Here is a 19,437-nt window from a genome sequence, read left to right on the forward strand (position 1 = left end):
AATCTCCGTTCCGCTGTTGCGGCAACGGATATTGTAACACAGTTGACGGCCTCCATGACAGAGGAAGTTTATTATTGTAAAATACGTCAATGCCCTTCAGAGCGGTTCTTTTTGATTTCGGCGGAACTCTGGACGCCAACGGCATACCGTGGAAAGACAATTTCCTTCCGATATACCGCAAGCACGGCATCACGGCCCCGCAGGAGAAATTCGACCGCGCCTTCTACGACGCGGACGATAACTTCCACCTAAATCACGCCGTGGCCGGCATGAGTTTCGAGGATACCGTGCATCTCCAGGTCCGGGACACGTTTGAAAACCTGGGCGCGGATTTGCGCCCCGCGCAGGCCGTGGCGGGCGAGTTTCTGGCAAATGCCCGGGAATTCTTCCGCCGCAACACCCCGGTGCTGGAGGAATTGTCGCGCCGGTACAAACTGGGCGTAGTCTCAAATTTCTACGGCAATATGGATTCCGTTCTCAAATCCGAGGGGCTGGCCCGGTTTTTCGGCGCGGTGGCGGATTCGCGCGCCGTGGGCGCGGAAAAGCCGGACGCCGCCATTTTCAACCACGCGCTGAAACTGCTTGGCGCAAAGCCGGGAGAAGCGGTCATGGTCGGAGATTCCGTCAAACGCGACATGGCAGGCGCAAAAAACCTGGGCATGGCAACGGTGCTGCTGTGGGGCGGCAGGGCGCAGCCCGCTCCCGCCGAATTCAATCCGATAACGCGGCTTTCGCAATTACCGCAAGCCATACGCGAACTGGAGGCGGCAACCGTATGATGGCAGACAAATTCGCCGGAATATTCGCCGCAGGGGAAGGCTCGCGCCTTCAGGCGGCTTTTCCCGGAACGCCAAAGCCGATGGTCCCGGTGCGCGGCGCGCCGCTTATAGAATGGACCGTGCGCCTGCTGCGGCAGGCGGGGATAGAAAACGCCACCATACTGCTAAACAGCAAGGGCAGGTCGGCAAAAGAGCATCTCAAGAAAACCTTCCCGGACATGAAGTTCGTGTTCATAATCAAGGACACAAAAAGTTCCTACGAGAGCTTCCGCCTGGTGGCCCAGACTTTGGCGGAAGAGACCGACAAGTTCATGATGAGCGCGGTGGACTCGCTCTACAACCCCGCCGACCTGGCCGAGTTCATAAACTACGCCGGGCGGACGGAATTTGACGCCGCCCTGGGCATAACCGACCGCATCGCCGACGAAAAGCCGCTCTGGGCCGATATAAACGAAAAAGGCCGCATCACCGCGCTGGGCGAGAAAGCGAAGCGGAAAATCTACGCCACAAACGGCCTCTACTGCCTTGCCGCAAACATTGCGCGCGAAATGCCGGAGCCCGCGCGCTACGGCGCGCTGCGCCAGTACCTGGGCGAACTGGTGTCGGGCGGAAAAACCGTCATGTCCGCGCTGATACCGCAAAGCGTGGACGTAGACGACGAAACCGACATCAAACTGGCCGAAGATTTCATAACCCGTCAACTGGAGAAAACACCATGACACGCTGCCTCGGCATATTCCGCGAAGTAACCAATTCCCCCAACCGCGAGCATGACGACACGTTGATACTCAAATCCGTTTCCGAGGAACTGGCCAAGCTGGACGCCGAAATTTACCTGGCCGAGCCGGAAAACGTAGAGCGCATAAACCCGGCGGAATGGGACATCATCCTCCCCATGTGCGAAAATCCGCCCGCGCTGAAAACCATAAAATCATGGGAAGGCAAAACGCTGGTCCTCAACTCCGCAGAGAGCGTGCGGAACTGCTACCGCGTCAACATGACGCCGCGCCTGCTTGCCGCTGGAATTCACCCGCATACGGAACTGTTCAAAATTTCGCAGCTTCCCAAAGAGCCGCCGCATTTCGCCCAGACGGGCGCGTGGATAAAGCGCGGCGACGTCCACAATATGACCGACCACGACGTGGTGTTCGCCGCGCAGTGGAAGGAAGCCGCCAAAATCTGCGCCGAATTCGCCACGCGGGGAATAACCCATGTCGCCGTGCAGGAGCATATCAGGGGCGACATAATAAAGTTTTACGGCGTGGGGCCGGGGGAATGGTTCGCCTGGTTCTACCACCGCCCGCAGGAGATAGGCGGCTATATCTTTGACAAGCCCGAGCTTGCGCGCCTGGCGGCAAAAGCCGCCTCCGCGCTGGAGCTGGAGATTTTCGGCGGCGACGCCGTTGTTACGCCGGAAGGCAGGATTTACGTCATAGACATAAACAGCTGGCCCAGCTTCGCCAGGGTGCGCGCCGAGGCGAAAGTGCATATCGCCCGGCACGCGCACAAGCGGGCCGCTGCGGCAAAACGCAAAATTCCCGCATAACACATTAAGGAGACAAAAACTCATGACCAAAACACTCACGCAGCCCGCGGCGGCGCAAACCGCCGGAGAGGCATTCACCCCAGGGCCCAACTCCAAGGCCATATTCGACGAGGAGCAGAAATACATAGCCCCCGGCGCGCAGCAAATCGGCACATTCTCGCAGATAGCCATGGCAAGGGGCGAGGGCGCCTATTTCATAGACGAGGACGGCAACCGCTATCTGGACCTCTACGCCGGCGTGGGCGTGGCCAGCGTGGGCCACGCGCATCCGAAATACGTTAAAATCCTCTCCGAGCAGATCGCAAAAATCGGCGTGGGCAGCTTCGTAACCCGCCACCGCGTGAATTTCCTTAAAACGCTGGCGTCGGTAACGCCGGGCAACCTCAAGCGGACGCAGCTTTACTCCGGCGGCGCGGAAGCCGTGGAAGCCGCCATGCGGCTTGCCAAGTCGTACACGAAAAACTACGAGTTTTTCGGCTTCTGGGGCGGGTTCCACGGCAAGAGCATGGGCGTGGTCGGCCTGCTGGGCGACACTTTCAAAAACGACATCGGCCCGCTGCCGCCCGGAATACACCAGGTGCCCTTCGCCTACTGCTACCGCTGCCCGTTCAACATGACGCATCCGTCGTGCGGCCTGTTCTGCGCGGAATACGTCCGCCGCTGCGTAAAGCCGATGAGCACGGGCCGCGTGGCCGCGTTTGTGATGGAACCGATACAGGGCACAAACGGCAACGTCGTCCCCCCGCCCGGCTATGTGGCCGCCATACGCGACATCGCCCACGAAAACAACGCGCTCTTTATCTGCGACGAGATGATAACCGGCTTTGGCCGCACCGGCAAGATGTTCGGCTGCATGCACGAAGACGTCGTGCCGGATGTAATCACCGTCGGCAAAGGCGTGGCGTGCGGCTTCCCCGTCAGCGCGATTATAACGCGCGAGGAAATCGCCAACTCCAAGCCGTTTGCCAACCCCAGCGGCAGCAGCTCCAGCTACGGCGGCAATCCGATGGCCGCCGCCGCCTGCGACGCGACCCTGCAAATCATACTGGAAGAGAAGCTGGTTGAAAACTCCCGCGTAGTCGGCGAGTACATGCTAAAGGAATTGCAGAAGATGCAGGAGAAATTCCGCTTCATAGGCGACGTGCGCGGCAGAGGCCTGATGATAGCCGTGGAACTGGTGGCCGACCGCAAGACGAAGGCGGACCTGCCCAAAAACGTCAACCGCGCGCTGTTTGACGAATGCCTCAAGCGCGGGATAATGAGCATGTGCTACTCGCACACCATCAGAATCAACCCGCCGCTGGTAATCACCAAAGCGCAGGCGGAGGAAGGCCTGGGCAAACTGCAGGAAGCCTTCACCGCGCTGTCCAAGCGCTTCAACATCAACTAGCCTCATTCCCGCGCCGCAGGAAGCCTCGTCTCCTGCGGCGCGGGGCACATTTCTCCCCCCTCTTTGGAGAAACCCACATGATAGAAATAATAACCAACGCTATTTGCGCCAGAATGACAGCAAGGTTCGGGCAACTTCTTGGAAATAAAAGAAATCTTTACCACTTCAAAGAAGCTTCGGTCTACTTTTACAGGTCAACGATACATGGCAACAAACCATTTTATGGAGATGCCCGAACCACCTCCGAAGAAAAGTTGAGGAGCAACCCAAATCCATACGTTTGTTTTATGTGGTTTGATTCTGCAAGTCCTTTGGAATCCGATGTAAATCGAGATGCGCAACAACACCCTGTTATATTGAGCCTTCCAGATTTCGTAAGGTTATTGCGTCCCGTTCCAAATGCCAGGTACAATCTATATCTTCGTAGAAACGAACTGGTCCGTACTTTTCCGGGAGAACCCCGTATATCGCTTAATTGCGCCCCTTACAGAAATTTTATGGAGTCATAATGCTGGTAATGTTTCTTGACGAATCCGGCGATCACAGCCTTGAGAAAATAGACGCCAGTTATCCGATGTTTGTTCTGGTGGGGTGCATTTTTGATTTTGATTATTACAATACTACCGCTGAATCGGAAATCCACGGGTTAAAGCAAAAGCATTTCGGCAGAACGGATATTATTCTGCGTTCATACGATATACGCAAGCAAAAAGGTAATTTTGCCTGTCTGGTGGACAAGGAGAAACGGCTGTCTTTCTATTCGGATTTGGACGATACTATGACAACCCTGAAATACACTCTTATCGCGGCAACCATAAACAAACTCGCGTTCAAGAGGCAATACCGTTCCCCTGATAACCCGTACCATCTGTGTTTCCGTTTCGTGCTGGAAAGAGCCATGATGTTCATCGGCAGCAAAAAAGAAACCATGATGTTTCGCATAGAATCGCGTGAAACACACAACGACAAGGAATTGGCAGATGTGTATGACAACTTCAGACAGGGAAACAAGTGGTTCGCCAAATCCGAAATTCAGGCGAAATTGCTGGACCTATCGTTTAATCAGAAGTCGCAAAATGTGGCAGGAATGCAAATAGCCGACTTGGCGGCATACCCGATAGGCCGGAAGGTATTAAATCCTCAACGCGATAATTTGGCTTTTGACATCATAAAGCCTAAAATCTACTCTAAAAGCGGGAATGATTATGGTCTGAAAACATTCCCTTGAGGCAACAAAAAGCGGGCCCAGGAAAGCCCTAGTCCCGCATAGATATTGTAACACGCTTTGCTAAAAATGTCAATGGTAAAGCCATTAGTGGAAAAATTAGGGGAAGCAATGTCATGAACAGCAAAAAAGAAATGCTTGCGCGGTTTGTGCGCGAGGTCTGGAGCGGGGGCGATATTGAGGCGGCGGATAAATATATCGCCCCTCAATACACAATCCATCACGACCCGGGAGACCCCTGGGACGGGAAAACGCTCGGCCTTGCGGAATACAAGGAGCGCGTTCGTCTGCTGCGCTCGGCGTTCCCGGACCAGCATTTTGATCTGCAGGGCCTCTTTGAGGACGGAAACGCCATTGCAATAACCTGGCTCTGGACGGCGACGCACAAGGGCGACATTCCCGGATTTCCGGCGTCCGGCAGGCAAATAAAAATGTCCGGCGCGACGGTTTATTACTTTGAAAACGGCCTTCTTTCCGGCCACTGGCAGATTACCGACCGGCTGGGAGTATACCAGCAGTTGAGCCGGCGCTGAAACAGTTCGCGTTATCTGGATGGGAATTTCATAAAAGGAAAGTCCGGATAATCTGTGAAAATCTGTGATCAATCTGTGGAAAAAACGCCGTTTCGCGCGGGACCATGCGCGGCAGCAGTTTAACTTGAACGGAGCGTGAAATGAAAACATATCGCGGGGCAATTGTCGGGTTCGGGGCGGTGGTGGAGAAGGGGCATGTGCCGGCTTTCGCGCACAAAAGCGCGCGGTTTGAGATTGTTGCTGTCGCCGACCAGTCCCCCGCCCGGCTTGAAGCGGCAAAAACGCATTACCCGTCGGCAAAATTCTACGGCAATCTTAAAAAGTTGCTTAAGGCGGAGCGCGGGCTGGATTTCGCCGTCGTCGGCACGCCGCCGCTGTATCACGCGAAGCTTTCGGCACAATGCCTTAAAGCGGGGCTGAACGTCCTGTGTGAAAAGCCGCTGGTGTTCAAATTCCGCGAGGCCAAAAAGCTGGCGGAGCTGGCAAAACGGCAGGACCGCTGCCTGTTCACCGTGCATAACTGGAAAAACGCGCCACCCATAGCCAAAGCGCTGGAACTGGTGAAATCCGGCGCAATCGGCGAGGTCCATCATGTTGAACTGCATGTGCTGAGAAGCAAGGCCGCCGCCACGGCGGGCGGCGACAACTGGCGCGAAAACCCCGCGCTCTCCGGCGGCGGCATTATGATGGACCACGGCTGGCACAATTTCTATCTCGCCCGCGCCTTCGCGGGGCAGGAACCGCTGTCCATTAAGGCCGCGCTGCGCCGCCCTGCGGAAAACTGCGCCGAGGACTGCGCCTCCTGCCTGATTGACTTCGGCGGCGCGACCGCGCTGGTTTATCTGACCTGGCGCAGCCCCATAAGGAAAAATCTCATCATCGTGTACGGCTCAAAAGGCAATATCGCGGTGCAGGACAGCGATGTAATACTGGAAACGCCCTCCGGCAGCCAGACTTTTGCGACGGGAGACAAGCTCTCCGGCGGCTCCGCGCATCCGGTATGGATGGCCGGCCTGCTGGACGATTTCGCCGCAGAGCTGGACACCCCCGCACTGCGCGGCGAAAACATGAAGGAGGCGCTGGCCTGCGCCGCGCTTGCCGAACAGGGCTATAAATCCGCCGGAACCTGCGCCGCAAAGCGCATTGCGCTGACGGCGTAGCGGCCGCGCGGCGGCGCGCGGTTGACAATGCAGGTGCAGCGTTGTAAACTTTCGCTATGGCAGCCAGGGTAAGAATCACCAATATACAGTTGTGGATAGTGTCGGCGGCCGTTATATCGTCTCTGACACTGGGGCTGGTTTACTGGATAACCCGCAGCGATTATGACGGCGGCAGGCGGGAGCGCGCCCAGATAAAATTCGTCAGCAACGACGAGATGGCGGCCAAGCTGGCCGCCGCCAACCGCGCAGCCGAGCCGGAATCCGCTGCCGCGGTGAAGGCAAGCTCCTCCAGCCTTAACATGATGCCTTTTTACGGCAAGAAATCCCTCGCCTCCGCCACGGATGACGCGGCGCAGCGCGCCGCCGTCATGCGGGCGCTGGTCAACTGGAAAAAGGCCTGCCGCGCCGGCGCGGGAGTAACCGACGCCGCCATAAGGCTGCTGTCCGCCCCCAGCCTTTTTGAGGCGTTCGTGAACGACAAATATGTGGCAAAACTGTTCCTCGCCAGAATAAAGGAGGCGCAGCTTTACAATGACCCCCAGTCTCTGGTGAACTATATCTCCCATTCCAAGGAAATGGCCACCTTAACCGCCACCTACTCCGTTCAGACCGCCGCGGCGGACAGCCGCATGGCGGCAATAATCTGCTCCAGCCTGCTTGTCAGAACGGCGGTTAAAATACCTTCGATGCAAGGTCTCGCCTACGACCCCGACCTGTTCGCTTCGCTGGTGCGCAAGAACGTGGGGCTGGTGTCGCTGCTGACAAATCCCACACTTGTCGCCACCATGCGCGATAACAAGGACACCTCCGTATTCGCAGACCTGGCGGCCAATGCCGCCATATTCGCCTCCACGCCCGGACAGGATAAACCGGAGACCGCGCCCTCCGCCAAGGCCCCCAAGCCCCAGCCGCAGGCCCGGAAAAAACTTGTGCCGTTCAAAATGCACTGAACTTGCTCCCGGACAGGATTTATGAGGCAAAAAAACAGGATTTCGGCTTACCCGGAAATTGCAGTTGGCAGCGAGAACCGAGGCGGCGGACGGCGGGGACAGCCCGCCGCGGAATTTGACAAGCATACCCGGGGAGAGGCTGCAAGCCGGCTGCCGCAAAGCCATACGGCGAAAGCCGCGATTTTCTCCCAAAAACTTTTTCTGGAGCAAGTCTGCTGATGCCACAACAAAGCGACCCCAACCCTGCCGCGGGCGACGGCTGGCGGTTTCAAAACCAGACATCCGACTCCGCAGCACCGCCCGGCGCGGACCAGGCAGCCGCCCCCGCGCCGGACGCAAACCCGCCGGAAGGCATTCCCAGGCTGTCCACCCATTCCGCGGTTTTCGGCGACACGCAGGACGAAGGGGCGAAAGTGCAGTCCTCCAGCCTCTCCGCAAAGCTCGGGGAGGAAGAGGAGCCCGACCCCTCCCAGCAGCAGGAAGATGAAGCGGATGCGGAATTCGAACGCCCGCTGTGGCTGGTATGGCTGTTTCTGGGAACGGTGTATATAATATTGCTCTATCCGCTTTCACGCTGGATACGCCAGATAAACAGCAACGATGTCAGCCTCAACAACGTCCAGCAGGGCGCGTTCGTGTCCAAAATATCCCCCGTGGAAAGCCCGGCGGCGCGCAGGCCGCCGGAACTTCCCAGCATACCCGCAGTGCCGTATAATCGCGGCGGCCTGATACAATCCGGCGGAGCGGAGGTACAATCCCAGGAAAGCCATCTGCCCTACTACGGCGCAGACAAATCGCGGTCCTCCGCGCCCGCCGCGCGGCAGGCGCCGCCGTCAAGGCCAGCCGCTCCCGCCGGCTCCTCCGGTGCGCCGCCGTCGCAAGGCTCGCTGATGGAGGACGCAGTAAACGGCGTCAACAAAAGGCTGACCATTTTCGGCGCAGTCAAGGGCGCCATGACCAGCGCGGTGGAACAGGCAGCCGACAGGCCCTCCGTGGTCAAAGCCATGCTCAACAGCAACCTTATAGTGGACGGACTGCTCAGCCGCCCCGTAAGCAAAGCCATGCTTGACAACGAGCAGGCGCTTGTCGGCTTCGTCATGACAAGCCCCACCGCAAACAACTTTCTTAGCCATCCGCTGGTGCAGGGAGCCATAAGCAACGACGCCGTGATAGACGCCATCGCCAACAGCGCTTTTGTGGACAGGGTGCTGCAGTCGCCGGCGATACAACAGCTTCTGTCCGACCCGCAGACCATGAATTTCATACTGGAAAAAAACCCCGCCATAGCCGCCATAGTGGACAAGCCCAGCGTAACCGCCGCGCTCAAGGCCAATCCCGTTACCGCGCCGTCTTACGCCGCCGTCATGATGCTGCGCGAGAACATGCGCCAGCAGCAGCAGAGGTAGCTCCCGGCGTCCGGCGAAGCCGCGACGAAAAAAGCGCTTGATTTATGCGAATCGTTTTACTAAACTGTTGACGTCAACAGTGAGTCTCATCCAGCCGGCGCGGCGCGCCGTTTGCATGAGACTTACTAGTTGGAGGAGGGTGACTGCAATGGCAGAAAAAGTACTGAAGGTGGGAGTAAAGCGCGAGGACGGCTTCCTTTATTATATAGACAAGGACGGCGATGTGTCCCGCGCGAAGATGGCCAGAGGCGGCAAAAAGGGCGGCAAACCGCAGAAAGTGCAGAAATGCGGCATCAAAAAAGAAAAGGGATATCTCTATTACCTTGACAAAAAAGGTGATGTCTCCCGCGCCAAAATGGTCAACGCGTAAACGCGTTCCCGGAATTAAAACCGGCCTCCCCAGCGGAGGCCGGTTTTTTTTGTAGAATTTGCCAATGGCAGCCACAATACTGGAAGGCAAAACCCTCGCCGCTCAAATCCGCGCCGGGCTTGGCGGCAGGATAGAAGCCGCCGCGCACGCAAAAGGCCGCGGCCCGCTGCTTGCCGCGGTTCACTGCCCCGGCGACGCCGCATCCGACCTTTACCTTAAAAAAGAACTGGAGGCCTGCGCTAAAACCGGCATAGCCTCGCGGGAGCATCAGCTAAAGCCGGACTGCCCCGCACGGGATTTCGCGCGGCTGCTGCGCGGGCTCTCGGAAGACAAGTCCGTGGACGCGGTGCTTGTCCCCCGCCCGCTGCCGCCGCAGATGTCGGCGCCGCAGGCCTGGGAAGGGCTGGATCCGGCCAAGGACATAGACGGCGCCTGCGCGCTTAGCATGGGCAGGCTGTTCCTGTGCAAAAATTTCGGCGAGATAGAGCGCGGCGGGTTCTTTGCGCCCTGCACGGCCATGGCGGTGGTGCGGCTGCTGCGCCATCACGGCATTGAAATCTCCGGCAAAAAGGCGGCGGTGGCGGGGCGTTCTTCCACGGTAGGCAGACCGCTGGCGCATATGCTGGTCTGCCTGGACGCCACGGTGACAGTCTGCCACACCAGAACGCCGGACATCGCCTCCGTTTTCAAAAGCGCGGACATGGTTATCAGCGCCGCCGGCAAGGCGCGCTGGGTCAGGGCGGACATGCTGCGTCCCGGAACAGTCGTAGCCGACGTCGGCACCAATACCGACGAAAACGGCGTTTTCTGCGGCGACGTGGACTATGCCGCGGCGGAGCCGCTGGCGGCGGCCATAACGCCGGTTCCGGGCGGAGTGGGGCCTGTTACCCTGGCCTGCCTGCTTGAGAACATAGTCTCCGCTTTTGAGAGGGGCTGATGCTTCCTGGACGCCTGTTATTATGCCTGCTGTCCGCCGCGCTGCTGGTTTTCCCGCGCGCCGCCGCGGCGCAGGACGACGACGGGGGAGAGGAGACGTCCGCCCCGGCGGACGCGGGCAATTCCTCGGACTCCTTTGACGAGGACCTGCCCCAGCCGCAGCAGCCTGCGGCCAAGCCGCGCCCGGCGCCGCCCCAAGCCAAAAAAAAGCCTAAAAATCAGGCTCCGATATACCAGCCGCCTTCGGAATATTTATTCTCCATGAAGGATTCCGGGAATTACGGCTCGCTCTACATTTTTGATTCCAAAACTGGCAGGCCCAAGGACGAAAAAGCCAAACAACTGGCCATAGAGCAGGCCCCCCCGCCGCGCGAGGTATGGCTTTTCGGCTTCAAGCCCCGGGCGGGAGCGCCGCGCCCCGCGCCGGAAAAAACCGTCGGGCACAAGCGGCCTGCCTCCAAGGCGGAACGCAAACTGCTCGGCGTCAAGGCCAAGCACAAGGGAAAGGCAGCCGGCAAAAAAGGCAAGCTAAAACTCCCCAAAAAGAAAAAACCTGCCCCAAAACCCGCGCCCGACGCCGAGGATGAGGACAGCGGCTGGAATTCCGGCAGCGGCTCCGGCGCCTCAGTTCCGCAGCTTAAACCAACAACATCGCTGGAGACCAGCGCCGGCGACAACAGTTCCCGCGGCCCGTCGCCTTCCAAAGACAAAAACGCCAAAGGGGAATCCCAGCCCTCTTCCGAGGAATAGCCGGCATTGCGGATGTGCGCGCCGGACTTTGCGGCCCGCTCCGGGTTGACACGGCGGCAGGGCGGCGCATATAATTCGGATATATGAAAAACAAAATTATCGCCGCGGCGGCCATGCTGTGCTGCGCCTGCTGCCTGGCCGCGCAGAACGCGAAACCCGCCGCCTCTCTGGCAGGAGAAGGAAAAAAAATCGCGCTCCCCTCCGGCGGCTATTTCACCTGGCAATTCGCGCAAAAACCGAAGATGGGAACCGCGATACTTAAAATACGCGCCTATTCCAAAACCGGAGAGAAAGACGCCTCCTGCAAAATCTCGGCGGAATACGGAATGCCGGAAATGCGCGCGCACGATTCGGGCGCGGTGAATTTCCGGCTCAGCAAAAAAGGGGATTATCTGCTGCCGGTGGAAATAGCCATGCCCGGCAAGTGGCGCGTTACAATCCATATCCGGCAATCCGGCAAAGAGATATTCTCCGGCGCGATAGATTTTGATGTCTGAACATCCTGCGGCGGTAAAAAAAATCCTGACGGGCTGCGGGCTGGCCGCGCTTGCCGGCATTCTGTATTGCGGGGCGGCGCGGGCGCAGTCCCGGCTGCTGTATCTCGAGGCGCAGGCGGTGGCCGGATATTCGCCGAACACGGGAAAGATAGTCTACTATTCCATGAACGAAAACGACGCGATGCAAAGGCCGTCGCTGGGCGCGGATTTCGTCGGAAAACTCTCCGGCGGAAACGGCGATTGGGGAACCCTCGCCCTGCAGCCGCGCATCGCCTGGAACGGGGGGCCGCAGTTCCAGTTGTATAACGGCTATCTGCGCGCCAGGACGCCGTTTTGCTATCTCTGGGCGGGGCATAACAGGACGGCAGTGGGGCTGGAATCCTATTTCGACACGCACGGCGCGCTTTTGCAGACGCTGCCGATGTACGGCTTCGGCTTTGACAGGGACTGGGGAATAGGCGCCTCGCGCGATTTCGGCTGGGGCGGCGCCGCGTTTTCAGCCACGACGGGAAGCGGGATGCCGTTTTACATGAAAGATTCCTATCTTGTTTCCGCGCGCGTCTCGCTGGGCGCGCTGGGCAGGGACAATTACAATGCCGGCGTCTATTTCTCCGGCGGGAGAACGCCGGACATAACCGGCTACCACGCGTCGGACCTGACGCCCATGCCCTACGGGTTCCTGGGGGCGGATTTCGCGTATCTGGTGGATAATTTTGATTTCCGCGCCGACCTGCGCAAAGGCGAAAAACAGGGCCGCGCGGCCTATGCCGCGCTGGGCAGAATAGGCGCGGGTTTTGCGGAGGAAGGCCGGCTGAAACTGGAATTGCAGCCGGTGTTTTACCTCTCCGGAGGGGAAAGCGGCTGCGATATAGCCGCCGGGGCGTCGTATGCGGTTTCGCCGGAGCTGACTCTGCGCTCGCTCTACGAGCGCAGCACAATGCCCGATGACAGCAGGCTTACGTTTCAGATGTACTATTATGTGAAAATATGAGAATCCTCTTTCTGTTCTGCGCGCTGTTCTGCGCGGCGGACTGTTTCGCCGCCGTCGGCTGCGATCTTAACGACCCGGACCGCGACATTAACCGGCTATTCCCCGGCTCTTCGGGATACAAGACGGTGTATCTTTCCGTTAAAACGCCGGAAATGCTTGCGCGTATTGAAAAACGGCTGGGCGACAAATTCCACGGCCTTTACGAGAATATCGGCGTCCCGTACACCCTTTACGAGATTTACAGGGACAAGGAAAAAATCGGCTACGTCCACGGCGTGAACCAGAAGGGCGACTACGGCGGCATACAGGTTTTCCTGGCGCTGGACCCGGCGGGGACGGTAAAAGCGTTCTATATCCAGAAGCTCACTTCCCGGACAGCGAAGGAATTGCGCTCAAAGGAGTTCGCCGCGCAGTTTGAGGGGCTTTCGCTGAAAAATTTCCGGGATTACGACCCGCTTTCCGGCAAAGCCGCCCCGGTCAAAAATCCGGCATCGCAGCCCGGCGGGGATTTCCTGCACGTGCTGCGCGCGGTCAAGAAAAATCTTATACTGATGGACGAGTTCGTGTTTTCAAAATGAATATTTACTCCGTGGCATCCAAAAACCTGCTCCGCCGCAAAAGCCGCACCGCGCTGACGGCGGGGGGCATAGCGCTCTCCACCTGGGCGCTGGCGACGCTGCTGGGATTTAGCCGGGGATACGAGAACGCCCTGAACCGCGATATAGACAATATGGGCTTTCAGGTGCTTCTGACCGCAAAAGGCTGCCCATACGAGGCGGCGACGCTTATGCTCAAAGGCGGCACGGGGCTGCGCTACATGAAGGAGGACATAGTCCGTTCCGTCGCCTCCAACCCCGAGGTGGAGGAAACAACACCCATGCTGATGCAGGGGGTTTTTGACCCGGACAAGGGCGAGAATGGCGCGGTGGCCGCATATCTGGGGGTGGACGCGCTCTCCTTCCCGCGCATGAAGCGGTATCTGGAATTCAAGCAGGGCGGCTGGTTCAGGGACAACACCGCGCGCGAGGCCGTGCTGGGCTACGAGGCCGCCGAACTTGAGCAGCGCGAAGCCGGCGACAAGCTGCTTATCCCCGGCATCGGCGCGGAGATGACGGTTTCCGGGGTGCTCAAACGTTCCGGCACGCAGGATGACGGAACCATTTTCCTGCCCATAGGCACGGTGCGCGAATTATTCTCCCGTCAGGGGCAGCTTACCGCGCTGGGCATCAAGGTCAGGAAAGGCGCCGACATAGACGCGCTTGAAAACCGGCTCTACGACCTGCCGGATGTGCAGGTGGTGTCGCTGGCGCAGGTGAAGACGACGATAATGGGGCTTGTCTCCGGCGCGAAGGCGGTGGTGCTGGCGCTGGCGCTGATAGCGGTGATAATCGCCATGTCGGGAGTGGCCAACACCGTCCTGATGTCGGTGATGGAGCGTTTCGGCGAAATCGGAATTATAAAAAGCATGGGCGCGCTGCCATCCGACATATTCAAGCTGGTGCTGGCGGAAACAGCCGCCGTCTGCGCCCTCGGCGGCGTCAGCGGCCTGCTGCTGGCCGCGCTTACCGCAAGGCTTTCCGAAACCGCCGCCCGGCATTTTCTGCCTTACGCGCCCGGCGGCGCGCTCATAATCATCGACGGCAGGACCGCCGCGGCGGCGCTGGCGGTGATACTGGCCGGCGGGCTGGCAAGCGGCCTCTATCCCGCCTGGCGCGCGGCGCGGGTGCGCCCGGTGGAAGCGATGCGGGGAGAACAATGACAGCTCTCATTTCAGCGCGCGGGCTTAAAAAAATCTACCGCAGGGGCGCCGAAACGGTCCGCGCCGCCGATGGAATAAGCCTTGACGTAAACCGGGGCGAGCTGCTGGCCATAACCGGCCCCTCCGGCTCCGGCAAGACCACGTTGCTGAACCTGCTCGGCTGCCTGGACACCCCGGACGAAGGCTCGCTTTCCGTCGCGGGAACGGAGATTTTCGGTTCCGGGCGCAAGCTCGCGGAAGGCAGGCTGACGCTGCTGCGCCGCAGGACTTTCGGCTACATATTCCAGCAATTCCATCTCGTTCCCACGCTCACCGTGCTGGAAAACGTGCTGCTGCCCCGCGTGTTTTACCAAAACGGCCCGCTGCGCAAAAGCCCCGGGGAGATACTAAAGCGGCTGGGGCTGGAGCATCGCGCGGAACACTTGCCCGCGCAGCTCTCCGGCGGAGAGATGCAGCGCGCCGCCATAGCCCGCGCGCTTATCAACGGGCCGGAGGCCGTCCTTGCCGACGAGCCGACCGGAAATCTGGACTCCACGCGGGCGGAAGAGATAAAGGAAATTCTGAGTTCCCTCGCCGCAGACGGCATAGCCGTCATCATGGTAACCCACAATCCCGCCCTCGCCGGCGCCGCCGGCAGGATTATAGAAATCCGCGACGGCAGGATAACGCCCTCCCCGAAGCCTTGACCGGAAGCAATCATTTTGTTTTCTTTTTATGCTAATATCGCCATACTTATGGACTACCGCGTTCTGGTCATCAATCCCGGTTCCACATCGGACGACATAGGCGTTTTCCTGGGGGAGGAGCAGATTCTCTCCAAAACCCTGCGCTATTCCCCATCGGATTTAAGTGCGTTTGACGGCAAAAAAGTAACCGCGCAGTTTGAATTCCGCAAGCGCGCCGCGCTGGAGGTTCTGGAAAGCTCCGGCCCCGGAGAGTTGCACGCCGTCATAGGCAGGGGCGGGCTGGTGAGACCCATACCCGGCGGCACATATCTGGTTGACGGCGCCCTGCTGGCCGATTTGCGCGAGGGCGTGATGGGCGACCATCCGTCAAATCTGGGCGGCATCATCGCCTCCGAGATAGCGGGGCCGCGCGGCATACCGGCCTTCATAGCCGACCCCGTGGTGGTAGACGAGATGTGGCCGCTTGCCCGCTATTCGGGCATGCCGGAAAACCCGCGCGTCTCCATATTCCACGCGCTTAACCAGAAAAGGGTGGCCCGCCTTGCGGCGGCAAAGCTGGGCAAAAAATACGAGGAATGCTCGCTTGTGGTGCTGCACGGCGGCGGCGGCATTTCAGTGGGCGCGCACAAAAACGGGCGGGTGGTGGACGTAAACAACGCGCTGGACGGCGACGGGCCGTTCACCCCGCAGCGCAGCGGCGGCGTGCCCGCCGGCGGGCTGGCGAAAATGTGCTTTTCCGGCAAATACCGCCACGACGAGATAAAGCTCAAAATAAAGGGCCGGGGCGGGCTTGTGGCCCATGCCGGCACCTCGGACATGGTGGCTTTGGAAAAATACATAAACACCGGCGAACTCATACCCGGCGCGGGCATGGATACAACAAAGCTTTCGCGGGAAAAGGCCCGGGAATGCGTGGAGGCCATGGCCTACCAGATGGCCAAGGAAATCGGGGCGATGGCCGCCGCGCTGGGCGGGAAAGTGGACGCGGTAGTCATCACCGGCGGGCTGGCATACGACGCGCGCGTTACCGGATTCATAGAGGAGCGCGCCGGCTGGATAGCCCCCGTGCTTAAATTCCCCGGCGGGGACGAAAAGCGCGCCCTGCGCGACGCCGCCGTCTCCGCGCTGGAAAATCCAAACTCCGTCAAGAGGTATCAGCATGCTTATGACGCCAACCGTTAAATTCACATCCTTTTCCGAACTGCTCGCCTCGGTAAAAGGCAAATGCAGCCGCGCCGCCGTTCCCGGCGCCAACAACGCCGAGGCGATGGAGGCCGTCAAAGCCGCATACGAAAACGGCCTCCTGTCGTCCGGCGCGCTTATAGGGGAAGAGGCCGCCGTGCACGCCACCGCCGCGGCGGCGGGGCTGAACCTGTCGGATTTTGAAATAATCAACTGCTCCGACCCGCAGAAAATGTGCGCGGGCGCGGTGTCGCTTATCACCTCCGGCAAGGCGGATTTCCTTATAAAGGGGCTGGTGGACACCAAATGCTATATGCAGGCGATTCTCTCCCGGGAGGCGGGGCTTGTGCCGGAAGGCGGGGTGCTAAACCACTTCGTGCTGTTTGAAACGCCGCGCTACAAAAAACCGTTCGCGGTGACAGATTCGGCCATATTCATCAGCCCGACGATAGAGCAGAAGATGCGCATAATAGACAATGCCGCGCAGGCGATGCGCCGGCTGGGTGTGGAGAGGCCGAAAGTGTCGCTTGTCTGCCCGGTGGAGAAGGTCAACCCCAAAATCAAAAGCACCACCGACGCCGCCGAGATAGTCCGCCGCGCAAACGCGGGCGGGATAAAAGACGCCGCAGTTGAAGGCCCCTATGACGTCTACATCACATTCTCGCGCAAGCTGGCAGAGGAAAAGGGAGTCGCCGGCGGCGAAGTCCCCGGCGATGTTGATATAGCGGTTTTTGACGACCTGGACGCCGCCAATGCCGTCTATAAAACCCTTTCGCTTTTCGGAGAGGGCGTCAGCGCCGCCGCGATAGTGGTGGGAGCCAAAGTGCCGGTGGTGCTGCCTTCGCGCACTGATTCGCCGTCAACCAAGCTAAACTCCATAGCCCTGGCCAGCTTCCTCAAAGAACACCGTTGATTACGGCGGGCCGGCAATCAGGCTATGTCTATGAGATGCCATTTGCGGCTGTAAAGCTCCAGCAGCCGGCGGCGGAAGGGGCGGTGCTGCGGAGATTGCAGTTCCGGGTCGCGGCGGAACAGTTCGCCCTTATCTTCCGCCGCCCAGGCCAGCACTTCCCTGTCTTCCACCAAATCTCCGGCGCGCAAATCCAGTTCGCCGTGCTGGCGGATGCCCATGAAATCGCCGGGGCCGCGCATCTCCATATCCTTTTCGCCGATTTTGAAACCGTCGTTCGTGGAGCATAGCGCGCCGATGCGCGCGCGCGCCTGCTCCCCCCCGCTTTCGCTTACAAGCACGCAGCGCGATTTGTCCACGCCCCTGCCGACCCGCCCGCGCAGCTGATGCAGGCTGGCGAGGCCGAATCTTTCCGCGTTCTGGATTATCATCACCGCCGCGTTTTTGACGTCTATGCCCACCTCTATGACGGGCGTGGCAGCCAGAATTTTAATCTCCCCCGCCGCGAATTTTTCCATTACGGAGGATTTATCCTTCGGCTTCATCCTGCCGTGCAGCATGGCGCAGGCAATGCCGGGGAAAATCTCTTTTGAAAGCCGCTCATATTGCGCGGAGACGGATTTGACGTCCTCGTCCCCGCTTTCCTCTATAAACGGATGCACGATATAAGCCTGCCGCCCCGCCGCGACTTCCCGGCGCGCTATCTCAAACGCCTCGCTTTCTGCGGCGGAGATTGTCTCCACCGGCTGGCGGCCCGGGGGCAATTCGTCTATGGTGGAAATATCCAGATCGCCGTAGAGCGCCAGCGCCAGCGTGCGCGGTATGGGCGTGGCCGTCATAACCAGCAGGTCCGCGCCTGAGGCTTTTTGGCGCAGCAGCGCGCGCTGGCGCACGCCGAAGCGGTGCTGCTCGTCAATCACCGCAAGGCGCAGGGCGGCGAAACGCACATCCTCCTCCAGCAGCGCGTGCGTGCCGATTACCAGATTTGTCTCGCCCTTTGATATGCGCTCCAGCGCGGCCTTGCGCGCGGCGGGCCTTGTAGACGAGGTGAGCAGCTCAAATTTCACCGGCAGATTCTGGAGGAAGCGGCGGAAAGTCAGAAAATGCTGGCCGGCCAGTATTTCGGTCGGCGCCATGAACGCGCCCTGATAGCCGTTTTCAACCGCCAGCATAAGCGCGCTTAAAGCGACCACCGTCTTGCCGGAGCCTACGTCGCCCTGCAGGAGCCGCGTCATTGGCCTGGGAGAGCGCAGGTCCGCGAAAATCTCGTTGATGACGCGCTTCTGCGCCGGGGTGAACTCAAAGCCCAGCTGCTGCCGGAAGGGGGTGAGCAGGCTGCGCTTTATCTGATAGGTGTGTTTTTTACCGGCGGCGCGGTTCTGGCGTTTTTTTATCTCCCACGCGGCGGAAAGCAGCAGGAATTCCTCGTAGACAATCCGTTTGCGCGCGGCGTCCAGCTCGCCCATCGTGCCGGGAAAATGCAGCCCGCGCAAAGCCTGTGTTGCCGAGAGGAGTTTCCGTTTCTCCGCCAGTTCCGGCGGGACAATATCCTCAATGCCGCCGCAGCATTTTTCAAGCGCGCGCCACACGGCCTCGCGCATGAATTTATTGGACAGCCCCGCCGTCAGCGGATACAGCGGGACCAGCCGCTCCACATGCGGGGCTGCGCCCTCGTCCCCGGCGAAATAGTATTCCTCAACAGCTACCGAGGTTCCCGCCGCGTTATTGGGCCTGCCGATTATCCAAAGCTCGCGCCCGCGCGCCATCTCGCGTTCCAGCGCGGAAAGCGGGTCATACTGCAACCCGGCGGTGCGCTTGAACCAGACGGCCTCAATCTCCGCCCCGCCGCAGGAGATGCCGGCCTTGAACAATCCGACCGGACCTTTGGTGAAAATCCGCCGGCACCACAGCACCGCCCCCCTGCACACCGCGCACGATTCCTGCCTGAAAATGGACAGCAGCGAGTTAGTGCGCCTGTCCTGCCAGTCGCGCGGGTAATAGCGCAGCAAATCCTCTACGGAGGCTATGCCCAGCTTCTCAAGCAGTTCCGCCCGTTTGGGGCCGACGCCTTTTATGTATTGGATAGAGTCTGACATGTGTAAAAGTGCCGGGAGTGGGACTTGAACCCACACGCTCGGTGAGAGCACTGGTTTTTGAGACCAGCCTGTCTGCCAGTTCCAGCATCCCGGCCAAAAGCGCAGACTTATTTTACAAAAATTATCGGGGCTGGCGGCTGCGCAAGAATTATCCAATGCAAGATGAGCCTGAAGGAATGCTCGTTTCCAACACAAGATGAGCCTGAACCGCGCTGAAATCGTCCGTTTGCGCTCCGTCGTTCGTAAACTAAGCCATGACGCTGGAAATGGA

20 protein-coding genes and 1 tRNA gene are annotated in these 19,437 nt (G+C 59.4%); 19 read left to right on the forward strand and 2 right to left on the reverse strand.

The genetic code is table 11. The features are described 5' to 3' along the window. Window positions 1–89: 89 nt before the first annotated feature. The 19 genes from WC421_07950 to WC421_08040 all read left to right on the forward strand — a co-directional run bounded on the left by WC421_07950 (window position 90) and on the right by WC421_08040 (window position 17,073). The gene (locus tag WC421_07950) at window positions 90–779 is read left to right on the forward strand and encodes an HAD family hydrolase (GenBank protein ID MFA5162165.1); all 690 of its coding nucleotides are present in this window, start codon (window positions 90–92) and stop codon (window positions 777–779) included. Next, a complete protein-coding gene (locus WC421_07955) occupies window positions 776–1,498 on the forward strand; it encodes an NDP-sugar synthase (protein ID MFA5162166.1) in 723 nt (240 codons plus the stop codon). Before WC421_07950 ends, WC421_07955 begins: the two co-directional genes overlap by 4 nt. Next, on the forward strand, window positions 1,495–2,325 hold the full coding sequence (locus tag WC421_07960) for a hypothetical protein (GenBank protein MFA5162167.1): 831 nt from the start codon (window positions 1,495–1,497) through the stop codon (window positions 2,323–2,325). The genes WC421_07955 and WC421_07960 overlap by 4 nt, the downstream gene beginning before the upstream one ends. Window positions 2,326–2,347: 22 nt before the next feature. After that, window positions 2,348–3,715: an aspartate aminotransferase family protein gene (locus tag WC421_07965; protein MFA5162168.1), complete on the forward strand. Its 1,368-nt coding sequence runs from the start codon at window positions 2,348–2,350 to the stop codon at window positions 3,713–3,715. Between the two features lie 517 nt (window positions 3,716–4,232). Further along, window positions 4,233–4,943 carry a DUF3800 domain-containing protein gene (locus WC421_07970; protein MFA5162169.1) on the forward strand — a complete coding sequence of 237 codons (711 nt, stop codon included), beginning with the start codon at window positions 4,233–4,235 and terminating at the stop codon, window positions 4,941–4,943. A gap of 113 nt (window positions 4,944–5,056) precedes the next feature. Then, entirely contained in the window at window positions 5,057–5,473 is a 417-nt protein-coding gene (locus tag WC421_07975) for an ester cyclase (GenBank protein MFA5162170.1), read from the forward strand. Window positions 5,474–5,613: 140 nt separating this feature from the next. Then, window positions 5,614–6,633, forward strand: a complete 1,020-nt coding sequence (locus WC421_07980) for a Gfo/Idh/MocA family oxidoreductase (GenBank protein ID MFA5162171.1) — start codon at window positions 5,614–5,616, stop codon at window positions 6,631–6,633. 56 nt (window positions 6,634–6,689) lie between these two features. After that, on the forward strand, window positions 6,690–7,583 hold the full coding sequence (locus WC421_07985) for a hypothetical protein (GenBank protein MFA5162172.1): 894 nt from the start codon (window positions 6,690–6,692) through the stop codon (window positions 7,581–7,583). A gap of 218 nt (window positions 7,584–7,801) precedes the next feature. Then, on the forward strand, window positions 7,802–8,989 hold the full coding sequence (locus tag WC421_07990) for a hypothetical protein (GenBank protein MFA5162173.1): 1,188 nt from the start codon (window positions 7,802–7,804) through the stop codon (window positions 8,987–8,989). A gap of 148 nt (window positions 8,990–9,137) precedes the next feature. Continuing rightward, window positions 9,138–9,359, forward strand: a complete 222-nt coding sequence (locus WC421_07995; GenBank protein ID MFA5162174.1) for a hypothetical protein — start codon at window positions 9,138–9,140, stop codon at window positions 9,357–9,359. 64 nt (window positions 9,360–9,423) lie between these two features. Next, a complete protein-coding gene (locus WC421_08000; protein ID MFA5162175.1) occupies window positions 9,424–10,296 on the forward strand; it encodes a bifunctional 5,10-methylenetetrahydrofolate dehydrogenase/5,10-methenyltetrahydrofolate cyclohydrolase in 873 nt (290 codons plus the stop codon). Continuing rightward, a complete protein-coding gene (locus tag WC421_08005) occupies window positions 10,296–11,045 on the forward strand; it encodes a hypothetical protein (protein ID MFA5162176.1) in 750 nt (249 codons plus the stop codon). Before WC421_08000 ends, WC421_08005 begins: the two co-directional genes overlap by 1 nt. Window positions 11,046–11,128: 83 nt before the next feature. Further along, window positions 11,129–11,542 carry a hypothetical protein gene (locus WC421_08010; GenBank protein ID MFA5162177.1) on the forward strand — a complete coding sequence of 138 codons (414 nt, stop codon included), beginning with the start codon at window positions 11,129–11,131 and terminating at the stop codon, window positions 11,540–11,542. Then, window positions 11,535–12,533, forward strand: coding sequence for a hypothetical protein (locus tag WC421_08015; GenBank protein MFA5162178.1), 999 nt, complete (start codon window positions 11,535–11,537; stop codon window positions 12,531–12,533). Before WC421_08010 ends, WC421_08015 begins: the two co-directional genes overlap by 8 nt. Continuing rightward, a complete protein-coding gene (locus WC421_08020) occupies window positions 12,530–13,111 on the forward strand; it encodes a hypothetical protein (protein MFA5162179.1) in 582 nt (193 codons plus the stop codon). Before WC421_08015 ends, WC421_08020 begins: the two co-directional genes overlap by 4 nt. Before the next feature lie 11 nt (window positions 13,112–13,122). Next, a complete protein-coding gene (locus WC421_08025) occupies window positions 13,123–14,292 on the forward strand; it encodes an ABC transporter permease (GenBank protein MFA5162180.1) in 1,170 nt (389 codons plus the stop codon). Then, window positions 14,289–14,978: an ABC transporter ATP-binding protein gene (locus WC421_08030; protein MFA5162181.1), complete on the forward strand. Its 690-nt coding sequence runs from the start codon at window positions 14,289–14,291 to the stop codon at window positions 14,976–14,978. Before WC421_08025 ends, WC421_08030 begins: the two co-directional genes overlap by 4 nt. Window positions 14,979–15,026: 48 nt before the next feature. After that, on the forward strand, window positions 15,027–16,160 hold the full coding sequence (gene buk / locus WC421_08035; GenBank protein ID MFA5162182.1) for a butyrate kinase: 1,134 nt from the start codon (window positions 15,027–15,029) through the stop codon (window positions 16,158–16,160). After that, the gene (locus tag WC421_08040; GenBank protein ID MFA5162183.1) at window positions 16,144–17,073 is read left to right on the forward strand and encodes a phosphate acyltransferase; all 930 of its coding nucleotides are present in this window, start codon (window positions 16,144–16,146) and stop codon (window positions 17,071–17,073) included. The genes buk and WC421_08040 overlap by 17 nt, the downstream gene beginning before the upstream one ends. A gap of 17 nt (window positions 17,074–17,090) precedes the next feature. On the opposite strand, the gene recG is transcribed toward WC421_08040, so the two are convergent. Further along, complete coding sequence (gene recG, locus WC421_08045; GenBank protein MFA5162184.1) at window positions 17,091–19,166, reverse strand: ATP-dependent DNA helicase RecG; 2,076 nt, start codon at window positions 19,164–19,166, stop codon at window positions 17,091–17,093. Between the two features lie 9 nt (window positions 19,167–19,175). After that, window positions 19,176–19,260, reverse strand: a tRNA-Leu gene (locus WC421_08050). Between the last annotated feature and the right edge of the window lie 177 nt (window positions 19,261–19,437).

The organism is Elusimicrobiales bacterium (assembly GCA_041651175.1).
Taxonomy (GTDB): domain Bacteria; phylum Elusimicrobiota; class Elusimicrobia; order Elusimicrobiales; family Elusimicrobiaceae; genus JAQTYB01.

Excerpts from the sequence above, each read along its gene's own strand:
- WC421_07980 (MFA5162171.1), top strand. The coding sequence starts at position 5,614 with ATGAAAACATATCGCGGGGCAATTGTCGGGTTCGGGGCGGTGGTGGAG.
- WC421_08020 (MFA5162179.1), top strand. The coding sequence starts at position 12,530 with ATGAGAATCCTCTTTCTGTTCTGCGCGCTGTTCTGCGCGGCGGACTGT.
- WC421_07990 (MFA5162173.1), top strand. The coding sequence starts at position 7,802 with ATGCCACAACAAAGCGACCCCAACCCTGCCGCGGGCGACGGCTGGCGG.
- buk (MFA5162182.1), top strand. The coding sequence starts at position 15,027 with ATGGACTACCGCGTTCTGGTCATCAATCCCGGTTCCACATCGGACGAC.
- WC421_07965 (MFA5162168.1), top strand. The coding sequence starts at position 2,348 with ATGACCAAAACACTCACGCAGCCCGCGGCGGCGCAAACCGCCGGAGAG.
- WC421_08015 (MFA5162178.1), top strand. The coding sequence starts at position 11,535 with ATGTCTGAACATCCTGCGGCGGTAAAAAAAATCCTGACGGGCTGCGGG.
- WC421_08040 (MFA5162183.1), top strand. The coding sequence starts at position 16,144 with ATGACGCCAACCGTTAAATTCACATCCTTTTCCGAACTGCTCGCCTCG.
- WC421_07995 (MFA5162174.1), top strand. The coding sequence starts at position 9,138 with ATGGCAGAAAAAGTACTGAAGGTGGGAGTAAAGCGCGAGGACGGCTTC.
- WC421_07960 (MFA5162167.1), top strand. The coding sequence starts at position 1,495 with ATGACACGCTGCCTCGGCATATTCCGCGAAGTAACCAATTCCCCCAAC.
- WC421_08005 (MFA5162176.1), top strand. The coding sequence starts at position 10,296 with ATGCTTCCTGGACGCCTGTTATTATGCCTGCTGTCCGCCGCGCTGCTG.
- WC421_07955 (MFA5162166.1), top strand. The coding sequence starts at position 776 with ATGATGGCAGACAAATTCGCCGGAATATTCGCCGCAGGGGAAGGCTCG.
- WC421_07950 (MFA5162165.1), top strand. The coding sequence starts at position 90 with ATGCCCTTCAGAGCGGTTCTTTTTGATTTCGGCGGAACTCTGGACGCC.
- WC421_08030 (MFA5162181.1), top strand. The coding sequence starts at position 14,289 with ATGACAGCTCTCATTTCAGCGCGCGGGCTTAAAAAAATCTACCGCAGG.
- WC421_08000 (MFA5162175.1), top strand. The coding sequence starts at position 9,424 with ATGGCAGCCACAATACTGGAAGGCAAAACCCTCGCCGCTCAAATCCGC.
- WC421_07975 (MFA5162170.1), top strand. The coding sequence starts at position 5,057 with ATGAACAGCAAAAAAGAAATGCTTGCGCGGTTTGTGCGCGAGGTCTGG.
- WC421_07985 (MFA5162172.1), top strand. The coding sequence starts at position 6,690 with ATGGCAGCCAGGGTAAGAATCACCAATATACAGTTGTGGATAGTGTCG.
- WC421_07970 (MFA5162169.1), top strand. The coding sequence starts at position 4,233 with ATGTTTCTTGACGAATCCGGCGATCACAGCCTTGAGAAAATAGACGCC.
- recG (MFA5162184.1), bottom strand. The coding sequence starts at position 19,166 with ATGTCAGACTCTATCCAATACATAAAAGGCGTCGGCCCCAAACGGGCG.
- WC421_08010 (MFA5162177.1), top strand. The coding sequence starts at position 11,129 with ATGAAAAACAAAATTATCGCCGCGGCGGCCATGCTGTGCTGCGCCTGC.